At 42.5% G+C, this 25685-nt stretch carries 19 protein-coding genes; 10 read left to right on the top strand and 9 right to left on the bottom strand.

The features are described 5' to 3' along the window. Nucleotides 1-64: 64 nt before the first annotated feature. A complete protein-coding gene (locus F6J90_RS29180; protein WP_293101782.1) occupies nt 65-1399 on the bottom strand; it encodes a TrkH family potassium uptake protein in 1335 nt (444 codons plus the stop codon). 180 nt (nt 1400-1579) lie between these two features. On the opposite strand from F6J90_RS29180, the gene F6J90_RS29175 reads away from it, so the two are divergent. The 4 genes from F6J90_RS29175 (at nt 1580) to F6J90_RS29160 (ending at nt 6010) form a co-directional block, all read left to right on the top strand. Beyond that, the gene (locus F6J90_RS29175; RefSeq protein WP_293101779.1) at nt 1580-2443 is read left to right on the top strand and encodes a methyltransferase domain-containing protein; all 864 of its coding nucleotides are present in this window, start codon (nt 1580-1582) and stop codon (nt 2441-2443) included. A 453-nt stretch (nt 2444-2896) separates the two neighbouring features. Next, complete coding sequence (locus tag F6J90_RS29170) at nt 2897-3577, top strand: actin-binding WH2 domain-containing protein (RefSeq protein ID WP_293101776.1); 681 nt, start codon at nt 2897-2899, stop codon at nt 3575-3577. Between the two features lie 635 nt (nt 3578-4212). Then, complete coding sequence (locus F6J90_RS29165; RefSeq protein ID WP_293101773.1) at nt 4213-4893, top strand: actin-binding WH2 domain-containing protein; 681 nt, start codon at nt 4213-4215, stop codon at nt 4891-4893. A gap of 400 nt (nt 4894-5293) precedes the next feature. Then, on the top strand, nt 5294-6010 hold the full coding sequence (locus F6J90_RS29160; protein WP_293101770.1) for a hypothetical protein: 717 nt from the start codon (nt 5294-5296) through the stop codon (nt 6008-6010). On the opposite strand, the gene F6J90_RS29155 is transcribed toward F6J90_RS29160, so the two are convergent. The 7 genes from F6J90_RS29155 to F6J90_RS29125 form a co-directional block, all read right to left on the bottom strand. Beyond that, nucleotides 6011-6379, bottom strand: coding sequence for a hypothetical protein (locus F6J90_RS29155; protein WP_293101767.1), 369 nt, complete (start codon nt 6377-6379; stop codon nt 6011-6013). A gap of 20 nt (nt 6380-6399) precedes the next feature. Further along, nucleotides 6400-7812: a reverse transcriptase domain-containing protein gene (locus tag F6J90_RS29150; protein ID WP_293101764.1), complete on the bottom strand. Its 1413-nt coding sequence runs from the start codon at nt 7810-7812 to the stop codon at nt 6400-6402. A 19-nt stretch (nt 7813-7831) separates the two neighbouring features. Then, nucleotides 7832-8038 (bottom strand): hypothetical protein, encoded by a 207-nt coding sequence (locus tag F6J90_RS29145; protein ID WP_293101762.1) that lies wholly within the window; start codon nt 8036-8038, stop codon nt 7832-7834. 557 nt (nt 8039-8595) lie between these two features. Continuing rightward, nucleotides 8596-9993, bottom strand: a complete 1398-nt coding sequence (locus F6J90_RS29140) for a hypothetical protein (protein ID WP_293101759.1) — start codon at nt 9991-9993, stop codon at nt 8596-8598. 1229 nt (nt 9994-11222) lie between these two features. After that, nucleotides 11223-11564 (bottom strand): XisI protein, encoded by a 342-nt coding sequence (locus F6J90_RS29135; protein ID WP_293101756.1) that lies wholly within the window; start codon nt 11562-11564, stop codon nt 11223-11225. Then, nucleotides 11552-11968: a XisH family protein gene (locus tag F6J90_RS29130; RefSeq protein WP_293101753.1), complete on the bottom strand. Its 417-nt coding sequence runs from the start codon at nt 11966-11968 to the stop codon at nt 11552-11554. Before F6J90_RS29130 ends, F6J90_RS29135 begins: the two co-directional genes overlap by 13 nt. Before the next feature lie 879 nt (nt 11969-12847). Beyond that, nucleotides 12848-14488, bottom strand: a complete 1641-nt coding sequence (locus F6J90_RS29125) for an SWIM zinc finger family protein (protein ID WP_293101751.1) — start codon at nt 14486-14488, stop codon at nt 12848-12850. Nucleotides 14489-14575: 87 nt separating this feature from the next. Here F6J90_RS29125 and F6J90_RS29120 point away from each other — a divergent pair, with 87 nt between their 5' ends. Beyond that, complete coding sequence (locus tag F6J90_RS29120; RefSeq protein ID WP_293101748.1) at nt 14576-14836, top strand: hypothetical protein; 261 nt, start codon at nt 14576-14578, stop codon at nt 14834-14836. Beyond that, entirely contained in the window at nt 14833-15090 is a 258-nt protein-coding gene (locus F6J90_RS29115; protein ID WP_293101745.1) for a hypothetical protein, read from the top strand. Before F6J90_RS29120 ends, F6J90_RS29115 begins: the two co-directional genes overlap by 4 nt. Here F6J90_RS29115 and F6J90_RS29110 read toward each other — a convergent pair. Continuing rightward, on the bottom strand, nt 15013-18171 hold the full coding sequence (locus F6J90_RS29110) for a WGR domain-containing protein (RefSeq protein WP_293101742.1): 3159 nt from the start codon (nt 18169-18171) through the stop codon (nt 15013-15015). The two genes, F6J90_RS29115 and F6J90_RS29110, sit on opposite strands and share 78 nt — an antisense overlap. A 262-nt stretch (nt 18172-18433) precedes the next feature. Between F6J90_RS29110 and F6J90_RS29105 the strand changes: the two genes are divergently transcribed. From F6J90_RS29105 to F6J90_RS29090, 4 genes are all read left to right on the top strand, one after another. Continuing rightward, on the top strand, nt 18434-19747 hold the full coding sequence (locus tag F6J90_RS29105) for a transposase (protein ID WP_293101739.1): 1314 nt from the start codon (nt 18434-18436) through the stop codon (nt 19745-19747). Further along, nucleotides 19737-21518 (top strand): serine/threonine-protein kinase, encoded by a 1782-nt coding sequence (locus F6J90_RS29100; protein WP_293101736.1) that lies wholly within the window; start codon nt 19737-19739, stop codon nt 21516-21518. Before F6J90_RS29105 ends, F6J90_RS29100 begins: the two co-directional genes overlap by 11 nt. Before the next feature lie 813 nt (nt 21519-22331). Continuing rightward, nucleotides 22332-23318, top strand: a complete 987-nt coding sequence (gene thrB, locus F6J90_RS29095) for a homoserine kinase (RefSeq protein ID WP_293101733.1) — start codon at nt 22332-22334, stop codon at nt 23316-23318. Nucleotides 23319-23757: 439 nt separating this feature from the next. Next, nucleotides 23758-25371 (top strand): NAD(P)H-quinone oxidoreductase subunit 4, encoded by a 1614-nt coding sequence (locus tag F6J90_RS29090; RefSeq protein WP_293101731.1) that lies wholly within the window; start codon nt 23758-23760, stop codon nt 25369-25371. The last annotated feature ends 314 nt before the right edge of the window (nt 25372-25685 follow it).

The following is a 25685-nucleotide window of genomic DNA, read 5'->3' as shown; positions in this document are numbered from 1 at the left end:
TTGTTACTTGTTAATTTTTAATTGTTAATTGCCATTACCAAGCAAGCATACCTTTTCCCTAGGATTATCCCACAAGTAAGTTTTCTTCTGGGTAGTTAACTGAACTGGGACGGGGTTCTCCTAGTAGGGATGCCATCAGCAACAAAACTCCAACCCTGCCAATGTACATTGTTCCAATTAAAACTAGCTTTGCCCAGGTAGAAACGTCTGGGGTAATCCCTGTGGAAAGACCGACAGTAGCAAAGGCTGAGACAACTTCAAATAAAATCTCAATAAAATCCATATTTGGCTCAGCTAGGGAAATTAAAAGTGTTGATATAATTACTGTAGCGAATGATCCGACTAAAACTCCAATGGCTTTTAGAATTAGCTCAATTGGCACCTGGCGCTTATATAGATAAACCTCTTCTTTGCCTTGTAAAATTGCTTTGGTAGAACTAACTAAAATTCTTACTGTTGTAGTCTTGATGCCACCACCTGTTCCCCCTGGACTGGCTCCAAAAAACATCATTGCAATGGTAAGAAATAACCCGGCTGTGGTCATTTTACCAAGATCAATGGTGTTAAAGCCTGCGGTTCTGGTGGTCACTGACTGAAACCAGGCTTTGATAAATTTGTCTGATAATGTTGAAGGTCCTAGAGTGTTATAATTATTAAATTCGATGAATAAAAATGCGATTGATCCCACTATCAACAAAAAGATAGTGGTGCTAGTGACTACTTTAAAATTCAGGGAAAATTCCAGAGACTGACGTCGTCTGAGAATGCGATCGCGCAACCAAAGATAGAACTCAAAAATTACCTGTTGACCAATGCCACCGCAGATAATTAGAGCTGTGATCACTAGATTGAGTAAAAGAGATGACTGATAACTTGTTAAACTGTCTGGAAAAAGACTAAATCCGGCATTATTCCAAGCACTCACGCTATGAAAAATGGCTAACCAGAATCCCTGGTATAATCCATAATCGGGAATAAACACTAGTAAAAGTAGAAAAATCCCTGTGATTTCAAAAATTATTGCTGTGGCAATGATGGAACGAATTAATGCTGCACTGTCTTGTAAACCTTGTCTATCTAAGGCTTGTTGAATGGCGATTTTCTGCTTCAATTTGAACTTGCGCCCCAGTATTAAAATGAGAAATGTGGTGGTGGTCATATAGCCCAAACCGCCAATTTGGAAGAGGGCAAGCACAATCAACTGTCCCCAGAAGGAAAAATAGGAGCCAGTATCGACAACCACTAGACCAGTAACACAGACAGCAGAGGTTGAGGTGAATAGTGCCACCATGGGGTTAGTCCATGTGCCATCACTAGCAGCAAATGGCATCATTAGCAAAAGAGTTCCGATGGCAATTACGGAAAGGAATCCAAGGCAAATGGTTCGGGGAATAGTCATTGGTCATTTGTGATTTGTCTTTGTCCTTTGTCTTTGTCATTGTTTATTTGTGATTTGCCATCTGTCAAGACCCTTTTCTCTTAGTAGGGGCCCACGGCCTGCGCCCGTTGAATTGGGTATGGTTTATGGAAGTGAGAACCGCTATAGTTGGTGATACGGAACGATGCTACTGGACATAATATGACATTGAGTCTTGAAAAATTGAGTCTTGAAAAACAGATTCAGGAATTTTATGATGCCTCTTCTGGCTTGTGGGAAGCAGTTTGGGGTGAACATATGCACCATGGCTATTATGGCTGGGCGGGTACTGAGAAGAAAAACCGACATCAGGCACAAATTGACTTGATTGAGGAATTGCTCTGTTGGGCTGAAGTGGAGCAAGCTAGTACTATTCTGGATGTCGGTTGTGGGATTGGTGGGAGTTCACTTTATCTAGCGCAACAGTTTGAAGCAAGTGTTACTGGCATTACGTTAAGTCCAGTTCAAGCATCACGAGGGACTGAACGAGCACAAGTGGCTGGGTTGGCAACACGGGTTCAGTTTCAGGTTGCTAATGCTTTGGATATGCCTTTTGCTGATGAAACCTTTGATTTTGTCTGGTCGATGGAGAGTGGAGAACATATGCCGGATAAGCAAAAGTTTCTTCAAGAATGTTATCGGGTGCTGAAACCTGGGGGAAGGTTTTTAATGGCAACTTGGTGTCACCGTCCCATAACCTTGGCGACGGGACAATTGACAACAGATGAACAGCAGCATTTGGCTGAAATTTATCGGGTTTATTGTTTGCCTTATGTGATTTCTTTGCAGGAGTATGAGGAAATTGCTGGCAATTTGAATTTCCAAACTATTCGGACGGCGGATTGGTCAGATGCGGTTGAACCGTTTTGGGATATTGTGATTGATTCTGCTTTTGAGCCGAAAGCGATTTTAGGGTTGCTCAATAGTAATTGGAAAATTGTGGAAGCGGCACTGTCGATGGGGTTGATGAGTCGAGGGTATCGCCGGGGGTTGATTCGTTATGGGTTGTTGTCTGGAACCAAGTGAAGGGAGCAGGTCGGAGTTGTAGAACATATGAACTATAGCAATCCGATCTGATTCGTGAAATATATAGCGCTACGCGCAATGGCATTGGCAAGAGGCATGCATGCTAAAGTTGACTAAAACAGCTTTTGGTGCTTGTATCAATGTCCTAACTTTAATGCGTAGTGCTATAGTGGCCGAAGCGAACGCGATGAAGCGAAGCTTCCGCTAAAAGCGATCGCGTCGGCTGCGCCGAATCGGGATAGCAGAGGCTGGGCATAATCGCTATAACCCTTGCCCAGCAATGATTTCAGATTTGGCTGATTCAAAAAATGATTGAGGCTTGCTATAGGTACTATCAGAGCAAGCTAAAACCGATGAGGGGGGCTGTAGTTTTGGTCCAAATTTTCTGCATAAGTGACATGCTCCTATAGCTAACTGTATTTTGTAGCTTTAAATTTTAATTAGGAGTAGGTCATGAACCACTTTACTATAGTGATGGAGTTTTTGGGCGATCGCCAAAGATTCCTGAAGGAGGTTGACCAAGGGGTTAGGATTGATATCAAGATTATCTCTTTATTGATTGCTAGCTCGGCATTTTTTGGGATTTATGGTGCAATTATCGGCTCGTTTAGTGGCCCCCTCCAGATTATCTCTTCAGCTATCAAACTCCCGGCGCTATACCTCTTAACGTTGTTAATTTGTTTACCGACTTTATATTTGTATGAGATTAGCTTAGGTTGTAAACGTAGTTTTGGGCAGTACCTAGCTTTGCTTTTGGCGGCGACATCTGTGATTAGTGTGATGCTATTTGGCTTTGCTCCTATCACTTTCTTTTTCCGTCTTGCGATTCATAATTATCAATTTTTTCAGCTCTTAAATATAGTCATACTTGGCATAACTGGGTTAATTGGTATCAATGTGTTTTACCAATGTATGCGATTTATCACTGAGCAAGAAGCTGAAGGAAAAAAAAATCGTACTAGGCTTCTTAAAGCTTGGTTAGTGCTGTATGGATTTGTTGGTAGCCAATTGGGATGGATCCTCAGACCATTCTTCGGAGATCCTGGGGAACCTTTTGCCGTATTTCGCGACTTAGAGAGTAATTTTTATATGCATGTGTTGCAGTTAATTGGTAGAATCCTGGGTTGGGGTTAAGGCTTACTATTGATTTGTTGATTTGTTATGGGTTGTTGTATGGTAAGCATTCAGCCGTCAGCCGTGAGCTAAAAGCTCACGCTACTTGAGGTGCCGTCAGCCTTGGCCTTTGGCCACGCTAAGCGAATGGCTCACGCTACTTGAAGTGCAGACTTAACTCAGATTAAATGAATGGTTTGTTTTATTCAAAAGCTGTTTCCGTAGCGTGGCACAGGCTTGGATGCTGGGACGTAACGGATAAGCTGATACGCGACACGCTGATAGCTGATAGCTTAAGTTGTATGGCAGCAAGTGAGGATTGTAACGGAAATCATTTGCTGATCCCTTGAGTTATCAAAATCAGTTGTATATGACCTAAATCTGATGATTGCCATGGGATCATCCCATGTTAATTAGGAATTTATTTTGCGGACAGGATGTAAAATCCCGTGAAGTAATTATATAACAGTGAACTAGTTACCAATGGCAATTTGGCATTTGCAATGGTAAATTCATCGATTATGGTGGTAAGCACTAGTGCTAGTAAAGACTAGTGCGATATTACTAGATTTTATCCTAGGTGGCTGAGAGTGTTAGGTGGCTGAGAGTGTAGCTAACTGTATCTTGTAGCTTTAAATTTTAATTAGGAGTAGGTCATGAACCACTTTACGATAGTGATGGAGTTTTTGCGCGATCGCCAAAGATTCCTGAAGGAGGTTGACCAAGGGATTAGGATTGATATCAAGATTATCTCTTTATTAATTGCCAGCTCGACATTTTTTGGGATTTATGGTGGAATTATCGGCTCGTTTAGTGGCCCCCTCCAGATTATCTCTTCAGCTATCAAACTCCCGGCCCTATACCTCTTAACTTTGTTAATTTGTTTACCGACTTTATATTTTTATCAGATTAGCTCAGGCTCTAAACGTAGTTTTGGGCAGTACCTAGCTTTGCTTTTGGCGGCGACATCTGTGATTAGTGTGATGCTATTTGGCTTTGCTCCTATCACTTTCTTTTTCCGTCTAACGATTAATGATTATCATTTTTTTATGTTCTTAAATATAGTAATCTTTGCCATCACTGGGTTAATTGGTGTCAAAGTGTTTTACCAATGCATGGGATTTATCACTGAGCAAGAAGCTGAAGAAAAAAAATATCCCACTAGGATTCTTAAACCTTGGTTAGTGCTGTATGGATTTGTTGGTAGCCAATTGGGATGGACCCTCAGACCATTTTTCGGAACTCCTGGGGAACCTTTTGCCCTATTTCGCGAGCTAGAGAGTAATTTTTATATGCAACTGTTGAAGTTAATTGGTACAATGCTGGGTTGGGGTTAAGGCTTACTATGGATTTGCTGTTTTGATGCCACACTTGTGGCAGGTATAGCGCTGCGCGCAGCGCTATTTATTACAGAAGTTTTCAAGTCGGTCAGGTACAAATTTATAGCTTTTAGGGAGCAGGGAGCAGGGAATAGGGAATAGGGAATAGGGAATAGGGAATAGGGAATAGGGAAAAATTATGTGTATCTCAGGTGCGATTCGTGGCGAATTTAATAATTAGATGCGGAAAGCGCACCTCATAGTTATGAAAAACGCTGTATATCGATAACGGATCGGATTGTTTGGGTGAGAGGCTGTTAAGAGTACTTGATTTATTTGCGGTGTATTTTTAACGATTGGTGGATGATTGGGATTGGTTCAAGATATCAGAAAAATGGTGTAACAGGAGCGAGATGATATGTCATCAAATTTAGGGAATTTACAGATTACGTCAGAGGATATCAGAAACCTGGTAGAGCTTAATTTTGCTAAGCTTGTGGCTATTGATTTTTGTCGGGGGTTTATCTTTAAAAAGCCTAAGCATATGTTATCGGTTCTGTTAACTGAGATATTTATAGTGGGTCTGAGTTTAATTTTTGTTTTGCCTCCAATCCTGATTTTTCTGAAAAATTCTGGCAATTTGCCTGAAGACCAGGCTGAACTGGGCTATTTATTTACTATACTGGTGGGATTGTTTGTTTCAGGGATAGTGATTGGTAATGTATATCTTTATAAACAAGGAAAGCGAATTAAGTCTTTGGTTAGGTTAATGGATCAGGTTGATAACTATAATGGTGTGATTAAAGCGATTGAGTTAGCGGAACGGATAGAGGCGATTGAGGGTTCAAGGACTGAGTTTAAACAATCTGAAAGCAGGAAAAAAGTGATTGAATCTCTAGCTATTACTAAACAAAGTTTAGTGAATGCTTTAAAAGTAGAAAATTTAATCAGAAGTCATAATAATTTAATTGACAGTCGTCAGGTATTGTTAACCAATCTTGACGATAATTTGGCTACTTTGATGGCTTTTGATATGAGTGAGGAAACTGGTGAGTATGGTCGCTTACTTAATCAGTCTCTTCAGATTGGGATGAGTGTACATAAGGAGGTGATAAATTTACAAGGTAAGCGGTAGTTATTTGAAAGTTTGTTGGGTTGCAGGTTTGTTGGGTTGAAGGTTGAAGGTTGAAGGTTGAAGGTTTGTTGGGTTGAAGGTTTGTTGGGTTGAAGGTTTGTTGGGTTGAAGGTTTGTTGGGTTGAAGGTTTGTTGGGTTGAAGGTTTGTTGGATTGAAGGTTTGTTGGGTTGAAGGTTTGTTGGGTTGCAGGTTTGTTGGGTTGAAGGTTGAAGGTTGTTCGCCCAAGGCGATTCGGTGTAGGGTAGGCTGATATAGCGGTTTTTAGTCTAATCAGGTACACAGGATTTTTGCTGTCTTCCCTGTTCTCTCTTCCCTGTTCCCCGTTCCCTGTTCCCTGTTCCCTAAAACCCAAAAATTTGTACCTCACCTAATTTAAAACCGCTATACTTAATGCTGATTAGATAACCATTTCTCTTTGATGCGTTGGATTTGTGCTTGAAAGGGGGCTGCTTTTTCGGGATTTACCATGGCGATGAAGTTGGCGTAGCCTTGAATGGCTGCGATTACATTACTGGAGTTTCCCCAGTGTTTGCTGTCTGGACCGTCTTTTTCGATTTGATAAAGAGTGGCACGGAAGCGTTTTAATTGTTTTCTGGAAATATTGAGATGGTGGTTGACTACAATTCCTGTTACTTCTTGCTGCTGGGATTTGCGTAGGATTCGGGTCTTTTGTTCATTGATAGCAAACCCTTCGTGAGCTACTACGGAGCTGGTGCGTTTTAGGAGTTTACCGATAAAGCGGAGGCTATCACCGGAGGCGGAGAAGGTGAGGTCATCGGCATAGCGGGTGTAAATAAAGCCTAAGTCTGTGGCTAGGTTGGTTAGTCGGTGGTCTAAACGACGGCACAATATGTTGGTAATGGCTGGTGAAGCGGGGGACCCTTGGGGGAGGTGGCGATCGCTTGTGGCTACGTAGTAGGTTTTGCTATCTAGTTCGACTTCTTCAATGTCGGCTTCTGTACAGAGTAATCCAAATACTGTTGCTGCTGCTTCTGAATAACCGAATGACCGGAAAAGTCCTTTGACTCGTGGGTAGGAAATGGATGGGAAGAAGTTTTTGAGGTCAATATTGATAATGACATCAGCACCAACATGAGGCTGGGCGTTGGTTACTATGGAGCGATCGCGTCGAAAGCCGTGAGCTGCATTGTCTAGTTCTAGTTTTTCTAGTATGTTGCTGAGAATCCAGTGTTGTGCTTGTTTTAGTTTTGGTTTGGGTGCGGAAATTAATCGCTCTCCACCGGTTTTTTTGGGAATCTTGAAACGAATGTAGTGAGATATGGTGGCGGTTTTGCGATTAAATGCGAGAAAGCGTAGTTGTCCTAGGGTAATCCCCATGGCTTGAGCAATTTCTTGAGCTGTGCTAAGCAGGGGTAATTTATAGGTTTCTAATCGTATGCGATCGCTTTCGGTATGGTTTAGACCTGGGGATACTTCCTCACCGAGATAGAGTATTTCCTGTTCCTGGCGTTTAGCCCAAGCTTCGGCACGTTCTAGCCGTTGTTGTTCCTGTCTTTCTTTGGTTTCCTGACGCTTACGCCTGGACTCTGCTAACCGTTCTTTTAGCAACCGCTTACGGAGTGCTTGTTCGTTTTGTAGTTTCTTACTTTCTTGGCGCAGTTGGGCTAGTTCTCGCTGGAGTTCTCCCCGCCGTCGAATTTCATCAGCTGGATCTTCTGGCATTTCACCTTGTGCTGGCCAAAATCCGTAGCGAATCATTTCTTCGAGGACGAATTCTTCTTTACCTATTTCGCGGATGCGATCGTAGAGTTCCTGACGGGTACGGGGTTGGTCTGACATGGGAACTATTTTTTAGTTTTTAAGGTTGGTTGTTCGCGTAGCGTGGCCGTTCGCGTAGCGTAGCCCAAAGGGCTAATCGCGCGTAGCGTGGCCAAAAGGCCAAAAGGCCAAGGTTGTTTGTTATAGCGCTATGCCCAGGGAATAGGGAACAGCGGATCACCGGAACAGGGAACAAAGAACAGGCAAGAGGCAAGAGGCAAGAGATAAAAAATCCTGTGTACCTCATTAGGCTAGAAACCGCTATACATTTTTTACCATTGTCTTGATGAAGTCGCTGATGGGGGAAACTCCCTTTGGTGGCACCAGTACAGGCAGTTATGGGTGAGTGTAAACTTCGTATCTTCAATTTTAGCTGCTTGCACAAGACTGTTCCAAGGTGATACACAGAGCGGTAAGGGCCAGCCCTTTGTATACATCACAGCACAGTCAGTTTTGACTAATGTTGCCAGATTTTCAGTTTCAGATATACTCCCAATCCCGTTATATGCGTCTTGACAGCCCAGGGTAAGCACAAGAATCAATAAGCCTATATTTATTGAGAAAAAGACCGCGTCATTCTCAACAACTTAATCCTCTTGCGAATATAGTTCTAGGAGATTATAGGGATTTCGAGCTACGATCAACCGATATCTAGTCAATGCACATTATGGACATTTTTTCTTGCACTTACCCTGAACCCCACCACCTTCCTTAACTGCTTCAGAACAGCTCTTTCCAATTTTGATAATTATTGTGTAAACGCTATAAGCCTTATAAAATAAAGCAATTATTAGTCAGATTTTGTCAAAAAGGGAAGGAATCGTAATTAGCAATTTTTTGTTCAAGTTTTTCTAGGTCATACCAATTTCTATTTCGTTTTTTCTTAATAAAATTATGCCAAGAGTTTATAGTATTAGGAAATTTATTAATTGTTTTTTCAAATAGATTAATCATTGTGTCAGTCGTGCCATTTAATTGATCATTTCTATCCATTTCTTGTTGGATAACTGCTTGTTCTAGTAGATAATTAATATCCTCCTCTTTAAGTAAATCTATTATTCGCTCAATTAATACAGCATTCTTTTCACCTTGATACCAGCTTTTTGATTTGCAATATAAATCTATATTATGTCTTATAATTCGTTTAATAAATTTTTCTATTCTTTTTATTCTATCAGTATCCAAGCCAGTTATTAAACTTATAAAGTGCTTATAATGTTCGGTATCAACAGAAGATGACTCTACATATTTTAATAACTCCTTTTCTAATTCAGGGAAGATATGTAATACACGAACTTTTTCCTCATTTGTTGCACTTTCTTTAAGAAAAATCTTGAATTTCTCTTTAAAAAAGTCTGAAGAATCATTCCATAAACTTTCTGCTATATTAAATAGTTCTACTATCAAGTTATACCTCTCTTCTTTCGCATTGTCAAAAATAGAGGCTATTACCTTCCTATCAATTGACTCAAAATTACCTCGATCTTCATAAATTAGTACATTAAATACTAAAATATATCTATTAATAAATTCTGGTTTATTTATATCAAGATATAAAATTTTTTTTAAACAAAATTTAAAGAGGTTCACTCGATACTTGTTTGATGTGGATAATATATGTCGATTTTTTAAGGCTTTACTTACATCTTCTAACTTATTTGGGAAATAAACACTAGTTTCAACATCACGCTCTAATGCATCTACAGCTGGCTTACCAATAATAGGAGGTTGACTGAATAAAACATCCACTGCCGTCCTAATGTGTGAACGAGTCAATTCAGGTGATGGCTGAAATAGAAAACCATCACTATCTAATACAGGATGAGCGCAGCGGTGTCGATCTTGCTGAATCCTCTCAAGATGCTCATACTCAGTTAAGGTAAACATTTTAATTTTTTCATAGCCATCTTTTAAAATTGTTCTTTCCCAAGCACTAACCTGCTTCTTGTCGGGAGATTTACGAATTTTATCAATGCTTTCGATGCAAATTTTTGCTGCTTTGTCACCATACTGTTCATCCAGGTATCGAACCTTTTGGTAGAGGTCATAAACCACAGCAGTCCAAATAGACACAATGGCAGATCGATAAGCTCCTACAGAATAAGAAGCAATAGATTCTTCCACATAAGCCCGGACAGTTTGATCATGAACATTTAAAGTAAGAGCTTCTAAGTCCGCAAGCTGACTAGATTTCTTTACCATATCACTTTTACTAACTCATTTATCTTGATGGTATCCACAATTTAAAAAGTTTTTATTGGCTTTATTATCTCAAAATTTATATTCATTGGAGATGCCTAGTAAAGCTTTAGTAATAACTTTTAATCCTTCACCTTATAGAGTTTGATTAACGTGAGTTATACGGAGCGAAAAGCCCCATTATTTCGTAAGGTTAAAGCCTTATTATTTCGTTGAACAGCCCAAAATTAATGGTTTTATCGAACTCACGTTTTATTAGGAGCAACATTGTCTATAAAATGAAGATAGGTATCAAATGAGATAAAACCCTGACTGCTTGACAGAAGTGCTCGAAAGCCTACAATAAGCGCATCTTTAAAACCTCAGCTTATGCCCGCATTTGGACTAGGATTCGTTGGTGTTCGCCTAGGGTTGGCTTTGCCGAATCGCTAACGACCATCCAAGACCTATCGATATCTTCAAGTTTCTGCCGGAGCACTCTTGGTGCTGGAAGGTTTTGAGTCAAAAAGGGTAGAGTGGCATGAGAAGCTAGAGTTACTATAAAAATAGCGTTTTCTGATTTTAAACTCTACCGGTCTCTATAGTCAACTATTAGACCTCCTGCATCAATATAGTAACTAGGGTAAGCTGATGTAATTTGGTATAAATTGTAACTCAAAAAAATCTAATTAAACCAATTTTTCTTAAAATTGGAAAAAATTGAGTTCAAAATCAGTACATTTGTTCTACTCAATCCCTGAACTTCCAACGTATTTTGAGCAAAAAAGAATAAATCGTTCTGATTGCCATTAGGATTTTTCAGATTTATCAAATCACATTTTCAATCATTTGGGGATTATTGAGAATGTAGGCCACTTATTGACATTAACTCAGCAGATTTTAGGTTAAATACACTATAAAAAAACTTTTATCTGTAGTTTGTAATACGAACTTATATCAGCTTACCCTGCTTGATAACCTGGGATGGCCTAATCGGCATAGGACTAATCACCATAGAACCTGGTTGACTGACAAATTTTGCTTCGTCGGTTAGGTTGAACATAGTGAAACCCAACGCTGGCCAGGGTTTTGTTGAGTTTCGCTACCGCTCAACCGCTCCCTAGGTAAAATCAAGGGTTTTAGGAGTTTCGTCTGTCAATCAGGCGATCGCTCTCTGTCAACTTTTGTCAGTCAACCACAACCAGCCCTTGCACCTAATAAAGTCGCAAACCGCTAAATAGGGTATCATAGTTTTAACCAACTGCATAACGGGTAAATTGGCGCTTAAAAGCGGAATGAAAACCTAAAACGATATCAGAAGTGGGTACACCCATTTCCAGCAACCTCTCAGCAACCGAGTCTTCAGTCCCGTTATATTGAATCCAGATTTTGCCATCGATAATATCAAAGTGCATCACAGGACCAAATACCCGCTTATCTCCTTGCCAACCCACATAAGCCAATTGATAATGGTCGTGTTCCCTATCAAATATTAGCTCGGCTTTGACCGTATCCCTATCAGTAGGGTTTGCTATTTGGGAGTGTTCAGTTAAAATATACTTGATAAATTGCCGATATTGCTCTATTTTATCCATTGCTTAATCTCCTCCAATTTCGGATCGTAAATCATCAACTTGACTTGGTAACGTCTCAGAGCGCGTTGGATGAAAGAAAGCTGAAAAAAATCTTGATAAGTTTCAAAAGGAATAGCTAAATAAACAATTCGCTCTGGTTCAAGTTCTTCAAGAGCCTGACAATAGTTAAGATATTGCCCTAACGCCGTATGAAATGTGCTGATATCTGAGTCGCCAATAAAGCTTTTAATTTCTACAGCAATTTTTTCGGAATCTCGTTCAGCTGCGATTGCGATTTCTGCCGCTAAATCAATTTGTAATTTGACTGCCTCGCCAATCCGAATCGTGAGAGGATCGTGAGTGATATTCCATCCGTCTTTTATCAAAGCATTTTTAACCTGTTGATGGAAAACGTCTTTTGCCATTTTGGATGTTTTTCATCCCTTATCTCATTTATTTAATTCTATCATCTACGGCATTGTCATAAGCTGTTGCGCATTTAAATTGGATATTATTCAGTCTCTTGATGTAAAGCGCGAGTGGTTTTGGGCTGGTTGATTGACCGAAAATCTGCCAAAGCCAATGGCAGTAAACTTATTTATCGGGTGCGTTTCACCTCTAATTACGACCCTGACCCAGCCATGGCCTGCCCCAAACAACATAAGAATTGGTGCTATCGACTGGAATTTAAGGTATAAACCTACGAGTATGCTTTTGAATAAGTTTTGTCAGTCAACCAGCCATAGAACACAGACAGGCCAAGTATACAGAGCACAATCAAGATTTTTTTCAGTTGTTTCATAGCTAGAACTGCTGCTGTAAAAATTGCTTCTTGACCGATGCTATAGCAATTCTCAGAGTCATGAGGACAAAGCTTATCCCTTTAAGGCAAAAGGCAAAAGGCAAAAGGCAATATTCAAGAGGGTTTGAAGGGAATCGGTGTCAAATAATACTGTACCTCATAACTGCGATAAACGCTATAATATTATCACAACTGTATTATTGAAAATCTCAAAAAATTCCCTTTTCTGGTTAACCATTCCCAGATTAAGCAACGCCAAAAAATCACGCCCACTCCGGTTGGTTACCCCTTCGTAAACTCCCTCGGACTAGACTGCTCAACTCAAGCGGGCTCGGGTGCTATCGCTAATTAGTTTTAAGAAAACGAAACCGTAATAGCGATAGCACCCGATAGCCCGCACAGTCACGAGCAGGCTAGTGATGCGTGGTTGAACTTATCGCAGGGACGGCGATCCACCGCCCAGATTGCAAGGCTGTTTACCAACTGGTGGAATGGACGTGATTTATTGAGACTGACGAGCGTGCTGCATCCGCAACGCCAGAATGTGTTCACAAGGACCTTTGTACAGCTTATTTTGCTGATACCAATTACAGGTACACTCAGCTGCTATTATACGCTCATCAGGATCAATTGTCAAAGCGGGATTATAGGTTTTGCTTTTATCGGTGACATTTCCCTGTAGCTGGAGTGTACCTCCAGCGTCTTTTACTGAGGTTACTTGTACGGCATTGTTACTTAAGAAGCGGATTGCTGTTTCTTCTCGCTGATTGGCAAACCGTAACCGTTCCATGGGTAAGGGCTCTCGGGAGAGTTCCCGGACTCGATATACTTGCTTGTTTAAGTCGTAAATGGCTCGTCCGGCTTGGGTGTAAGCTCCTAAGGCACCTAGGACAGCAGTAGGGCTTAAGTCTAAGCGCTGGGCGAGACTATCGGGACTTTCTACCCAGTTTTCTCTGAGTGCGTCAAAAATGAGTTGTTGAGTCCACTGGTCTACATCTGCACGGGGTGCCATTAAGTCAAAGTTACCCGCTTGAGACCAATCGTTAGCTGTCCATCCTGATAAGCCGAGGGTAAAGGACATATCCCCTAGGTCAGCTACATAAAAGGATGGCATGCCGGTTCCGAGTAGGTGAATGGTAAATTTGTTGGCAATGGGGATAAGACGTTCTAGGATGTGGAGGCGGCGGCGTCCCCACACTCGGATGACCTGTTCTGATGAACCTTGATAGGGCGATCGCGAACAGACTATTTCGATGTTCCAAGGCTCAAATACTATTCGCACGGGTTCTCCTGGTTTGAGATGGTAACGCATTCCCCGTGGGCCAGTTTTTTCTTTGTGGCGACGCAACACAAAACAGATATTGTGAATATCCATCGGCTGCAAGTCAAAGGTGGTGGCGGGTAAGGCCATGGCGGAACTGACTTGTAGAAATCCTCTTACCCAACTGTCTGGTAGGTCAATTTTGACTTCTTTAAATGCTGCTTCATGGGTGGTTTTTACTTCAAAACCGGAGGGGTCAATTTCAAATTGGGTTGTCTTGTAACTGCGGATTTTTTGAAATTCGTTGTAAAGGGCGGCGGAGTAGTCTATGTTTGTTGTACCGCAGGCGAATTCGCTGATAGTTTTAAAGACTTCGTAGCTGGCTCCTAGTCGCCCATAACTGGATTCATCTTGGCTGAAACATTCAAAGAAGACTTCATCGGGATGAACGGTAATTACTGGGTCGAGGACAAACCAGGCATCACGGTCTTTCTCATAGAGGTAATTGTAGTACTGCTGTCTGGCTTTATAAAAGGAGGATAATCGTTGATATCGGTTCTGATTTAATTGATTTAGTTCTGCTTGTAAGGGTTGAATTTTCTTAGCGAGGTCTTGGCGTTGTGCGGCTATGATTTGCCAGTCTTGTTGGTCTTGGTTAGCACGCCATTGTTTATACTCGGTTCTGTCTTTGGGTTTGAAGCGTAAATCGGAAACTACTACGTCATGTAGGGCGCTGATGGCTTCTCGAAAGGCTACATTTTTCCCTAATTCACCAATGAAGTAGGTGGGAGGACGCTTGGTGTCTGGGGAGAAGGACATTTGGGTGCTGCTGCCGCGATCGCTAACTGCTGTACTATTTTTGTAGGCGTAGTTAAATTCCATGGTTTTTAGGGTATTGAAGTATTTTTTTAATTGTTAAGGAGGGAATCGGGAATTTAGAATTTAGAATTTAGAATTTAGAATTTAGAATTGGGAATCGGGAGTCGGGAATCGGAACCCACCCCTAACCCCTCCCAGGAGGGGAACGGGAATCGGGAATCGGGAATCGGGAATCGGAACCCACCCCTAACCCCTCCCAGGAGGGGAACGGGAATTGGGAATCGGGAATTGGGAATCGGGAGTCGGGAATCGGGAATCGGGAATTGGGATCGGAAAAATTACGAAATAGATAATAAAGAACTAGATAATAATATTTTTGGTGTTATGCTAAATCAGTACTTTGTTTCATGAGCTATCAGGATATATTTGAAAATGGTATAGGGTTTCTCCTACTATCGGTAATCCCGACTCCCGACTCCCTACTCCCGACTCCCTACTCCCGACTCCCTACTCCCGACTCCCTACTCCCTACTCCCGACTCCCTACTCCCTACTCCCTACTCCCTAAAATCCACAAATGATAAATCCCTACACTCCTCTTACTTCGGATACTGGTTTAACGTGAATGGGAAGAGGAATAGTAGGATAGTTTTGGTGAATTTTTAGCATGATCTGAATTGAACGGGCTTTATCACCAATAGCCATTGTGATGGATTGTCGTGTTAATATTTCTGCTACTATTTTAGCAGCTGCTTGGCTTTTTTTTGCTTCAGATTCTAGAAATGCGAAGACGCGCTGTTTAGCAATTCTTCCGCGATTAACCCGAGACAAAATACTGATAAAGTAAGGGATTAAGTCTTGCAAACGGTCGGGATTATCTACCGCATACTGTTCTAGATAGTTAGTGGCAAATAGCTGCATGTCTTGACTGGGATGTTCACTAAATTTGACGAGATAATCTTGACCATAACTCTGCTGAAAGGTACGTAGGACTAAATCCCGCCCAAATTGACGAACATCATCCCGAGTACTGTCACAAATACTTACCATGACTTCAGGTGTCCAGTCTTGCTCAGTAATTTGTTGGCTAAAGAGTTTGGTCGCAAATTCTCGGGAATCCTGCCATTTTGCTTCTAGTAATCGCACTGCGGCTAACATGTCTTCAGAATTGCTACGGATACGGTTGATGATTTGCTCAATCATTGCCCAAGCGGCTTGACGGACGGATAGGATTTCATGATTGGCTAGTTTGACAATGTCAGGAGTTTCTAATTCTAATCCCCAAGTGGTATAGTTAGCTTGGAGTACTAATCCTGCTAATTCTTGAGCGGCTGATGATTTGGCTTGGAGAAGTTCCATCGCTTGGTCTTTGGTAATCATAGTCATCCAGCTGGGTAAGTCTTCTCGTAGCAGTTGGACTAAATCTTGGTGAACACCTTGATGTCTTTCTGGTAGCTGCAATAGGGTAATGATTTCTGTGGCTAGCTGAGTTACAAATTCTGGATATAATTGTCCTAAGCGCTGAATTACTGGACGAATAGCTTGACGCAAGTGTGCTTGTTGATTGGTTGCGATCGCTAATACTAAGTCGTAGTCTTGTAGCAACCTTTGATCGGGAAGTTGACCGAAAATCTGAACTCCAATCCCTTGCACTGACTGATGGGAAGCGTTGAGGAGTGATTCAATTAATTTGGGGGGTAAGTCAGCGGCAGGAGTTTCGTGATTGAATAGGATTCTTGCTCCCAATTCTTGGATTTCTGGCATGGGGTGTTGGAGCAGATCTAGTACTACTCCCATACCCAATGTCCTGAGTTGGGGGGTAAAACCTAGAAGCAGGGTTTGAGCAGTGTCTTTGCCGATATCGGTTTGAGTTGGTTCTAGTGCGAGTACTGCTGCAATAATTCGCCCGATTAATACTTTAGCTGTTGCTTCATTTACTATTGATTGAGTCAGTAACTGACGGGCAAAGGTACGGGTATCGGAGTGTTGACTGATGACTAAAGGGATGATCAGGTGGCTGCCGGTGATCAAGTGAGTTGGTATTGCTTGTATCCACTGATGGGCTTGAGTACGAGCTGGTGGAAACTGGCAGTTGGCTAAGGCAAGTAATAAGTCTAGGTTAGGATTCTCGGGATTATCGGAATTATATTTTTGTGTTGCTAGTTCAAAGCCGAGTTGAGCGGTTACTTGGTAGGGTTTGTTAACTAGTCTGATTACAGTATCTGTATCGATTTGATTACAGAATGACTGACATACCCTCAAGGCTTTGGGGGCAAACTGATGAACTTGATGACAGTGGCTGTCTAATAGTAACTGTAGCAGTGCCTCTGGATGTTGCTCCCAAAGTTTAGGAAAGGCTTCTTCTCGGACATCTGGCTCTGGATCACCGGGTTTGTAGTTGTCTCGACAACGCCATGCCTGGCTGTTGGGCATTAATTGGTAACGGGGACTATTGGTATAGAGAATATGGTTAAAGGTTAAGTAACCAGCATAGCTGTCCCAGTTGCGAGTGTAGCTGGTGCGAGTCCAGTTTGAGTAGTTCCAGCGATAGAAGGTTGATGTTCTGGCGGGCACCCCATCAGAATCAGAATATTGCAGTAATACTTCTAGGGCTAGATTTATGTAATTGCGATCGCATTCTTCACCCAATTTCCTAAGAGTCCGCCATACCCGCCGCCTTAGATAGTCACGAGTAACGTTGCTGTAAGCGCGTTTAGCATCAGGACTACCGAGGTAATTGGCAAGGGGAAGATATTTGCGGCTATTTCTGTCCCAGTAATATCGATGCCAATAAGACTGACGAAACATTGGTGGCTCGGTGTCTAGGCGGTAGGCGATAATGCCAAATACTTCGGCATCTTGCCGATATTCGGCAATCTTGAATATGTGGCGAATGGCTTTGAAGTAGTTGGGGCGTAGGGGAGCAGTGCGTAATAAATTTAGTAGTGCTGGACGCACTTGAGCATTATTAATTTGATATAGGGTATCGAGGACACCAAAACGAGTATAGTCGTTACTGTCTAGATAGGTAACTAGGGCATTAGAGAAGTCAGCATGATTATCGGTTTGGATATGGGATTGCAATTCGGCAGGCAATTGCTCTATCTGTTGAGAGCGCAACCGTTCTTGAGTTGATTGATCACAGAGTTTCATCCAGGCTTCCCAAGCAATCCCCTTGACAAAGTCTGGAGTTGAAGGGGTTTCATACAAGCGTTGGAGGTGAGGAATTACATGCTGATCACCACACCATCCTAAAGCCCAAGCAATGCAGTAGTCTTTTAAGGGTTGATCAGTGCCAATTAGGGGGATAATTAAGGGCGTAGCTTCACGAATTTTCAGTTCTCCAGCCCGCCATATCGCTCGGGTTTGGGACCATTTACTAGAGCCTTTACTGCTATCTGGATTTGCAATCGCGTTGAGAATAGCTTGATGGCGTGGGTCTTTGGTAACTAAGTTACTAGTAATTAAGTCATTAACCTCTTCTTGAGTCTGACTACTTGATGGCTCAGTTACATCTTGATAGCCTTTCTTGAGTTTTGAGCCAACTAACTGATCAAAGACTTGTTGTGCTTTAGCCAAAGCTACCGGCTGAGCAGTTTTTGAACTTTCTTTCAAGGTCTTGCCACGGCGTCCATAGCGGAAGTTAACGATATACTGCTCGTTACCGAGATCACACAGATCGACTTCGTAGATTTTATCTGAGTTACCAGCTTGATAATGGAGCGTAGTGCGTTTGATCAGTTTCATAGGACATCAGGGAAAACCCAGGTAGAAGTGGAAACGCTTGTCATTTATCAAATGAGGGAGTTTGAGGGAGCCATAAAACCCCGTCCTCAAAAACGAGCAAGTCGTTTCTCCTAGGTCGTCGCTACTTGAGGTGACGACCAATGTTTTAGGGCGGGGATACATGGACTCCCTCAAGCCAATTGAGGGGTTCGATGCCTTGATAATTGGCAAATAAATTAAATCTTTACACATCACTATAACCCATGTAAGTTATAATGGGTTCATGCTAACAATGACCTACGAATACAAGTTACAACCAACTGCCGAACAGATGGCGACTATCGAGCAAACACTCGATATTTGTCGCTGTGTTTGGAACTTTGCCCTTAGACAGCGCAAAGACTGGTGTGCATCTCGTAAGTCACCTATTAATGCTTGTTCGATTCAATCTGAATACATCATTTCTGCTGACGAACCGTTTCCGAATTACCATAAGCAAGCCAAACAGTTAACCGAAGCCAAGAAACAATATCCTCAATTAAAAACTGTTCATTCCCAAGTCTTGCAACAAACATTAAGAACACTCGATCGGGCTTGGGATGATATGAAGGCTAGAGGATTTGGTTTCCCTCGGTTTAAAAATAAGTATCGGATGCGCTCGTTTGTCTTTCCGCAGTTAGGAAAAGACCCAATCAGAAATGATGCTATCAAGTTCCCTAAGTTGGGATGGGTTCAATGGCGACAGTCAAGACCTATTCCCAATGGGTTTGAAGTCAAGCAAGCGAGGATAGTTAGAAAAGCATCTGGTTACTTTGTGATGCTGTCACTACAGCTAAATGTAAATGTCCCTAGTCCCATGCCTCACGGTCATCCTAGAGGTTTGGACTTGGGGTTTTACAAGTTTGTAGCTACCAGTGATGGTGAAGAGATTAAGCGACCTCGATTTCTGAGCACCCTACAGCGCAAGCTGAAATTGCTGCAACGTAGGCTAAAGAATAAGCAAAAAGGGTCAAATAATAGACACAAGCTAAACCAGAAAATAGCTAGACTACATCAACGCATATCTGACACTCGTAAAGATTGGCACTTTAAACTAGCTCATCATCTGTGTGATGGCGCTGGCATGATATTTGTAGAAGATATTAATTTTGTATCATGGCAAAGAGGAATGCTATCGAGATCATCAGCCGATGCTGGTTTTGGTCAATTTGTGAATGTCTTAGAGTGGGTTTGTTTTCGGCGTGAGGTATATTTCGCCAAGGTAAATAAAGATGGAACTTCTCAGACTTGTCCTAACTGTGGCGCACATACAGGAAAGAAAGCATTAGATCTTCGTTTTCATCACTGCGATGAGTGTGGATATACTACTACAAGGGATGTATCAGCAGCACAAGAGATTAGAAATAGAGGAATAACCGCCGTCGGGCAGACGGTAGTAGAAAATGTCTGCGGATTGGACGCGACGGGGAGTATCGGTAACGATGCTCTAGTTGGCACGAGACGAAGCAGAAAACCTAATTCGCGAGAGTTAGGAATCCCCTCCCGCGCGCAACTAAGCGTAGCGAAGTTGCGCGCGGGAGGGGAGGATGTCAACTAGTCACGATTTCAAAGTGATCAGGGAATTGGGTCATAATCGCGCTGGTGGGAGAGTGACCTACCTAGCCCGAAACCAGGTCAATCACGAATTGGTAGTGATCAAGCAGTTTCAGTTTGCTCAACGCAACAGTAACTGGTCAGACTATGAGACCATAGAAGGGGAAATTCAAGTGTTGCGGGGACTGAATCATCCCGGTATCCCCCGTTACTTAGGGTCATTCCAAACCACTAGGGGCTGTTGTCTGGTACAGGAATACAAACATGCTCCTTCCCTGGTTGTACCTCGTAGTTTTGACCCGGAGGAGATTAAGCAAATCGCTGTTGGGTTACTCAACATTCTGGTTTACCTACAACATCGGATTCCTCCGATCATTCATCGAGATATCAAACCCGAAAATATCTTAGTAGATGAGACGATCAATGTTTTCCTGGTAGACTTCGGCTTGGCTCGGATTGGTGATAGTGAACTAGCGGTGAGTAGTGTAGCCAAAGGCACGATCGGGTTTATGGCTCCGGAACAGTTATTTGATAAAGCCCTAAGTAAAGCGTCAGACTTATATGGGTTAGGAGCGACCTTGATTTGTTTACTAACTGGTATTCCATCGACTACGATTAATACCTTAATTGATGAAGACTATTGTCTCAATTTTCAGCATCGTCTACCTCAAGTAAGTTTGAGTTGGCTGCAGTGGCTGCAAAGGATGGTAGAACTGAAACCCAAAGACCGTTTTCCTGATGCTGAAACGGCTTTAGAAGCCCTTAAGCCAATCTACGTTATCCGGATTCCAGAGGCAAAACTATCCCAACCGTATCTAGAGTTGAGAGCTAAAAAATTAGGGGAAAAACTGACAAAAACTATCACGATTTGTAACACAGTTCCAGACACAGCCTTAGAAAGCCGCTGGCAAATTGCTCCCCATGTCAGTGACCCACCCCACACTCCCTACTTCCATGACTGGATTCGATTGGACACAGCTGATGTTAATGGGAATCAAGGGTTGTGCCAAATTACGATAGATACCAGTAAGCTGATGGCAGACCAAACCTATGAGCGAGAGGTATTAATTCACACTAATGCTGAACAGTCAACTCAGGTTTTACCCCTGAAAATCCATACTGCTCCGGTACCAATTGCCACGAAAAAACTTCCCTATCTATCCCTAGCGCTATTGATAGGCTTAGCTACTACAGCTACGTGGGTAGAAACTACGGCTTGGGAGGGAATTGTGAGTAACAGTGGCACAATCGGGATTGCGATCGCTACTTTTGTCTCAGTCTTGGTGGCAATGCTAGGATTGACTGCGGCTGTGACATCTGGGATGATCTCGAAACTGGTAGCAAGACTCAGAGCCAGGTTTAGTATTCCGTTAAAGGCTATGGATACCCTAGCAGCAGTGTTTTTTGCTGGAGTAGCAGCCCTGTTGGTAGCTGGATTTGGTGCCAAGTTTCGCGCTACGGATAGCGCAATTGCTACCTTTGCAGTGGTGGATGCGGTAGTGTTTATGGCAGCCTTTGAAGGGGAAGGAGTAGCTCAAAGCTGCCGAAAGCGTGGGTTTAGTAAAATCTTAGCCCTCGGAGTACCTGTGTTATCGGTAGCCTTGGGGATTAGTTTAGGTATCGGTTTGAAGCTGGGATTTTTAAATGTGTTGGTACTGATCGCCATTTTAGTTACAGCAGTTCCCTTAGCTGTGATGATTCTCTATCCACCATTAGAGCGTCTGCGGCAAGTCAAAACCTATCGGAAGTTAGAGAGAAATTTGATCAAGCCTTAGAGGGTATTTAGTTGCAGGAGCGATCGCGCTACTGCCTCCACTCAGTTTTTTGTGACCGCAACAAAATAAGAGATCGCTCCTCCCTTTTCTTTGTGGCACTATGCTTTACCTAAAACGTTTAACAATCAACAGGTGCGACCCGTGGCGAATTTAATTCTTAATCGGTCAAGGGCACCTAAGTAAAACGAATTCCAAACTAATTCAAAAATGGTTAACAGTCAAAAGTCAACAGTCAACCACGCAAACCGCTATATTTTTTTATATTTAATTAGGTAATTCCCCATTTCCTATTACTCATTCTCAAAAAGCGCTCAGCTATATAGAGTTTTCCATAATTATGAGGTACACAGGATTTTTTTTAAATTACCTTTTCCCTGTTACCTGCTTCCTGCTCCCTGCTCCCTGCTCCCTAAAAAAATGTACCTCACCCAATTGAAAACCGCTAGATTTAGTTCGTGATTAACCAAACTTGGTATCCTATAAATTTATAAAATTTAATAGGTGTTTAGTACTAAGGCTTTGGAGTAACAGGTTTTATTAATGTAGAACTCCCCTAGCAGCTACTCGGCCTTTGATGATTTGAAACATGCTGTATCAGCAAGCTCTGCACTCAGGACTTATCGAATTTTTCACAGGCTGAGAATACACTGATTCATGATTACCATAGATCATTAATCGTTCTCACTGCTGTCTGGGTGTCGTTTATTCAATTGAAAATCACTTACGTGCAACCAACTGTAAATAAATATACTAAACCAGGTAGACAGGAGAGCAATTTTTAGGACAAGATGATTTAGTTCAGAATATTGTCAAATGTCTGTTGTTTCTACGGTCAGGGTTACTGTGCCCGGTACTACCGCTAATCTAGGACCAGGTTTCGATTGCATAGGCGCAGCGTTAACTGTATATAACCAGTTTAAATGCACTCGCCTGGAGTCGGTAAATTCTGGATCAGTCAAGCTTAAAATTGACGTTACTGGTGTGGAAGCCAACAAGGTGAGTAGAGATGAGAGTAATCTTGTCTATCGAGCGTTTGCAACGTTATATGAGCGTCTGGGAAAAACTCCGCCTCCGGTACACCTAGAGATTGATTTGGGGGTGCCTTTGGCACGAGGATTGGGCAGTTCGGCCACAGCGATTGTTGGAGGATTGATTGCTGCAAATCAGTTAGCGGGTAAACCTCTTTCTCAGCAGGAGGTAATGGAGTTAGCGATCGCAATTGAGGGGCATCCTGATAATGTGGTTCCAGCGCTTTTGGGGGGATGTCGTTTGACCAGTCGAGGTTTGGTGATGAAACCCCAAAGACCCCAAGAACCAGAAGCAAAAGAACAGGATTGGGTAGTTTGTGATGTTGCTTGGTCTTCTGATCTGGTGCCGGTGGTAGCAATTCCAGATTTCGAGCTTTCAACACAGGAGGCACGGCAGGTGTTGCCTGATAGCTACAGCCGTGCTGATGCAGTGTTGAATGTGGCCAGTTTGGGGTTGTTGTTGCGAGGTTTGCAGTCTGGTAAGGGGGATTGGTTACGGGTCGGTTTGCAAGACCGGATACATCAGCCTTATCGCCAAAAGCTGATTCCTGGTTATGAGGCTGTGGAGGCGGCAGCTTTGGATGCTGGAGCCTATGGGATGGTGATTAGTGGGGCTGGTCCTACTTTGTTGGCTTTGGTGAGTGAGTCCCAAGCACCAGGGGTTGAGGAGGCAATGGCGGTAGCTTGGACCGATGCCGGGATTCAGGCTCAAGTGCGATCGCTTTCTCTAGATTGCCAAGGCACCAAGATTGCTCTGGAATTGAGTAGCTAATACCACATCCCATGGTATGACCCGCTGCTGGTTATGGTTGGTAATTGCTTCTGATTACCCCAAACCTCTTATATCATGTCGGGATAATTACCCTGTCTTGATGCAGTCGCTCATGGGGGAAACCCCCAAGACCGCGCTGCATCGCTTAATAAAAATCTCCCCCATCTGGCCATCTCCCCATCTCCCCACACTTCCCACCCTTCCCACACTTCCCACCCTCCCTCTAATTATGGGTATTCAAGCTGACTTGATATGACCCTTTACCAGAAGGGTTCTGGGGGTGACCCACCTTAACCTAAAATTTTAACAATTCTTTACTTTTTCGGTAACAATGGCTACTGAAAAAGTTTTTTTTTGTTTTTTTGGTAAAGACCCTTTGCAATTCTTAACTTTACTTAATATACTGAAATCATATGGCAATAGGTATTTATTCTTAGCTATGCTTCCCGTGAATTTCCCTTGGATAACGACGATTATTCTGCTGCCCCTAGTGGCATCTTTGGTGATTCCGATCATTCCCAGCAAGTGCCTGAGGATGATTCGTTGGTATGCCCTAGGTGTAGCCGTTCTAGATTTTGTCCTAATCTTGTATGGGTTTTGGCATCATTACGATTTCCGAAACTCCGAATTTCAGCTCAGGGAAAGTTATACGTGGATACCCCAGCTTGGCATTAGTTGGTCTGTGGGAGTCGATGGCTTATCGATGCCTCTGATTGTGTTAAGTGGCTTAGTCACTACCTTAGCTATTGTTGCGGCTTGGAAGATTAACCATAAACCGCGTCTGTTTTACTGCTTGATGCTGGTGATGTATAGCGCCCAGATCGGGGTGTTTGCAGCTCAAGATTTAGTGTTGTTTTTCCTAATGTGGGAATTAGAGTTGCTGCCAGTGTACTTGCTCATTTCTATATGGGGAGGGAAACAACGCTTCTACGCCGCAACCAAGTTTATTCTTTACACAGCAGCAGGTTCAGTTTTTATCCTGGTCGCCGCGTTAGTGATGGCGTTTGCTGGAGATACAGTTACCTTTGACATGCAAACCCTAGGGAATCGGCATTACCCGATAGCTTTGGAACTAGTAGCTTATGCGGGTTTCTTAATTGCCTATGGTGTCAAGTTGCCGATTTTTCCGCTACATACCTGGTTACCAGATGCACACAGCCAAGCTTCTGCTCCAGTGTCGATGATATTAGCTGGGGTCTTATTGAAAATGGGTGGGTATGGACTGATGCGCATGAATCTAGAAATGCTTCCTCATGCCCATACTTACTTCGCACCAGTGCTAGCAGTATTAGGTGTGGTCAATATTATCTACGGTGCTTTGCTTGCTTTTAGCCAAGACAATCTCAAACGACGACTAGCTTACTCATCAATTTCTCACATGGGTTTTGTCTTAATTGGGATTGCTTCGTTCACTGAATTAGGAATGAATGGAGCTATCTTACAAATGCTTTCCCATGGGTTAATCGCTGCTGCCTTATTCTTCCTATCTGGTGTCACCTACGAACGTACTCATACGCTAGCGATGGCGAAAATGGGAGGAATGGCACAAGACATGCCCAAAGTATTTGCCCTTTTCACTGCTGGTTCCATGGCATCCCTAGCCTTACCAGGAATGAGTGGTTTTGTTGGTGAGTTGTCAGTCTTTCTTGGAGTCACCACTAGCAGTGTCTACAGCTCATCTTTCAAAGTCGTCATCGTTCTATTAGCCGCAGTGGGATTAATCCTAACTCCGATTTATCTGCTTTCACTGCTCAGACAGGTATTTTTCGGTAAATATAACTCTGGAATAATTATTGAGAAATACCTAGGGGATGCCAAGCCTCGCGAAATTTTCATTACGGCTTGTCTGTTAATCCCTATTATTGGCATCGGTCTTTATCCGAAGCTATTCACTCAAACCTATGATGTAAAAACTGTAGCGATTGCTGCTCAAATGCGCCAATCCTTACCAGTCATTGTTCAAGAGGAATCACCTCTATACTCTGGTAGCTTCACACCACCACAGTTACCTAATACAAATCCTCAACCTATTCTTGGGGTTACCAATTACTGAGTACTTCCTGTTACTGATTAGCGGGAGTTAAACAAAAAGAACGCCCCAAACAAAGCAGGAGCATCCCACTTTGGAAGAAACATACCCCAAATAGCTGTATCATGGTGATTCTACCGCCGAAATAAAACGATATATTTGCCAAAATGAGATGCTCCCAACAAAGCGGGTGCATCTCACTGTTTTTATGAAAAGCGCGAGGGGAGAAAACCCCCTGTTCTATTGCTGTATCCCTTTCGAAATTATGAATAAATTCGCGCCAAAATGCCCAAAGGTAGCGATATTATACTGGATTTATATCTTGATTTCTGGTTAAG

Origin of the sequence: Moorena sp. SIOASIH (genome assembly GCF_010671925.1) — a bacterium.
Taxonomy (GTDB): Bacteria; Cyanobacteriota; Cyanobacteriia; order Cyanobacteriales; family Coleofasciculaceae; genus Moorena.
The sequence above is the reverse complement of the archived record's forward strand: the minus strand, read 5'-3'. Positions and strand labels throughout refer to the sequence as shown.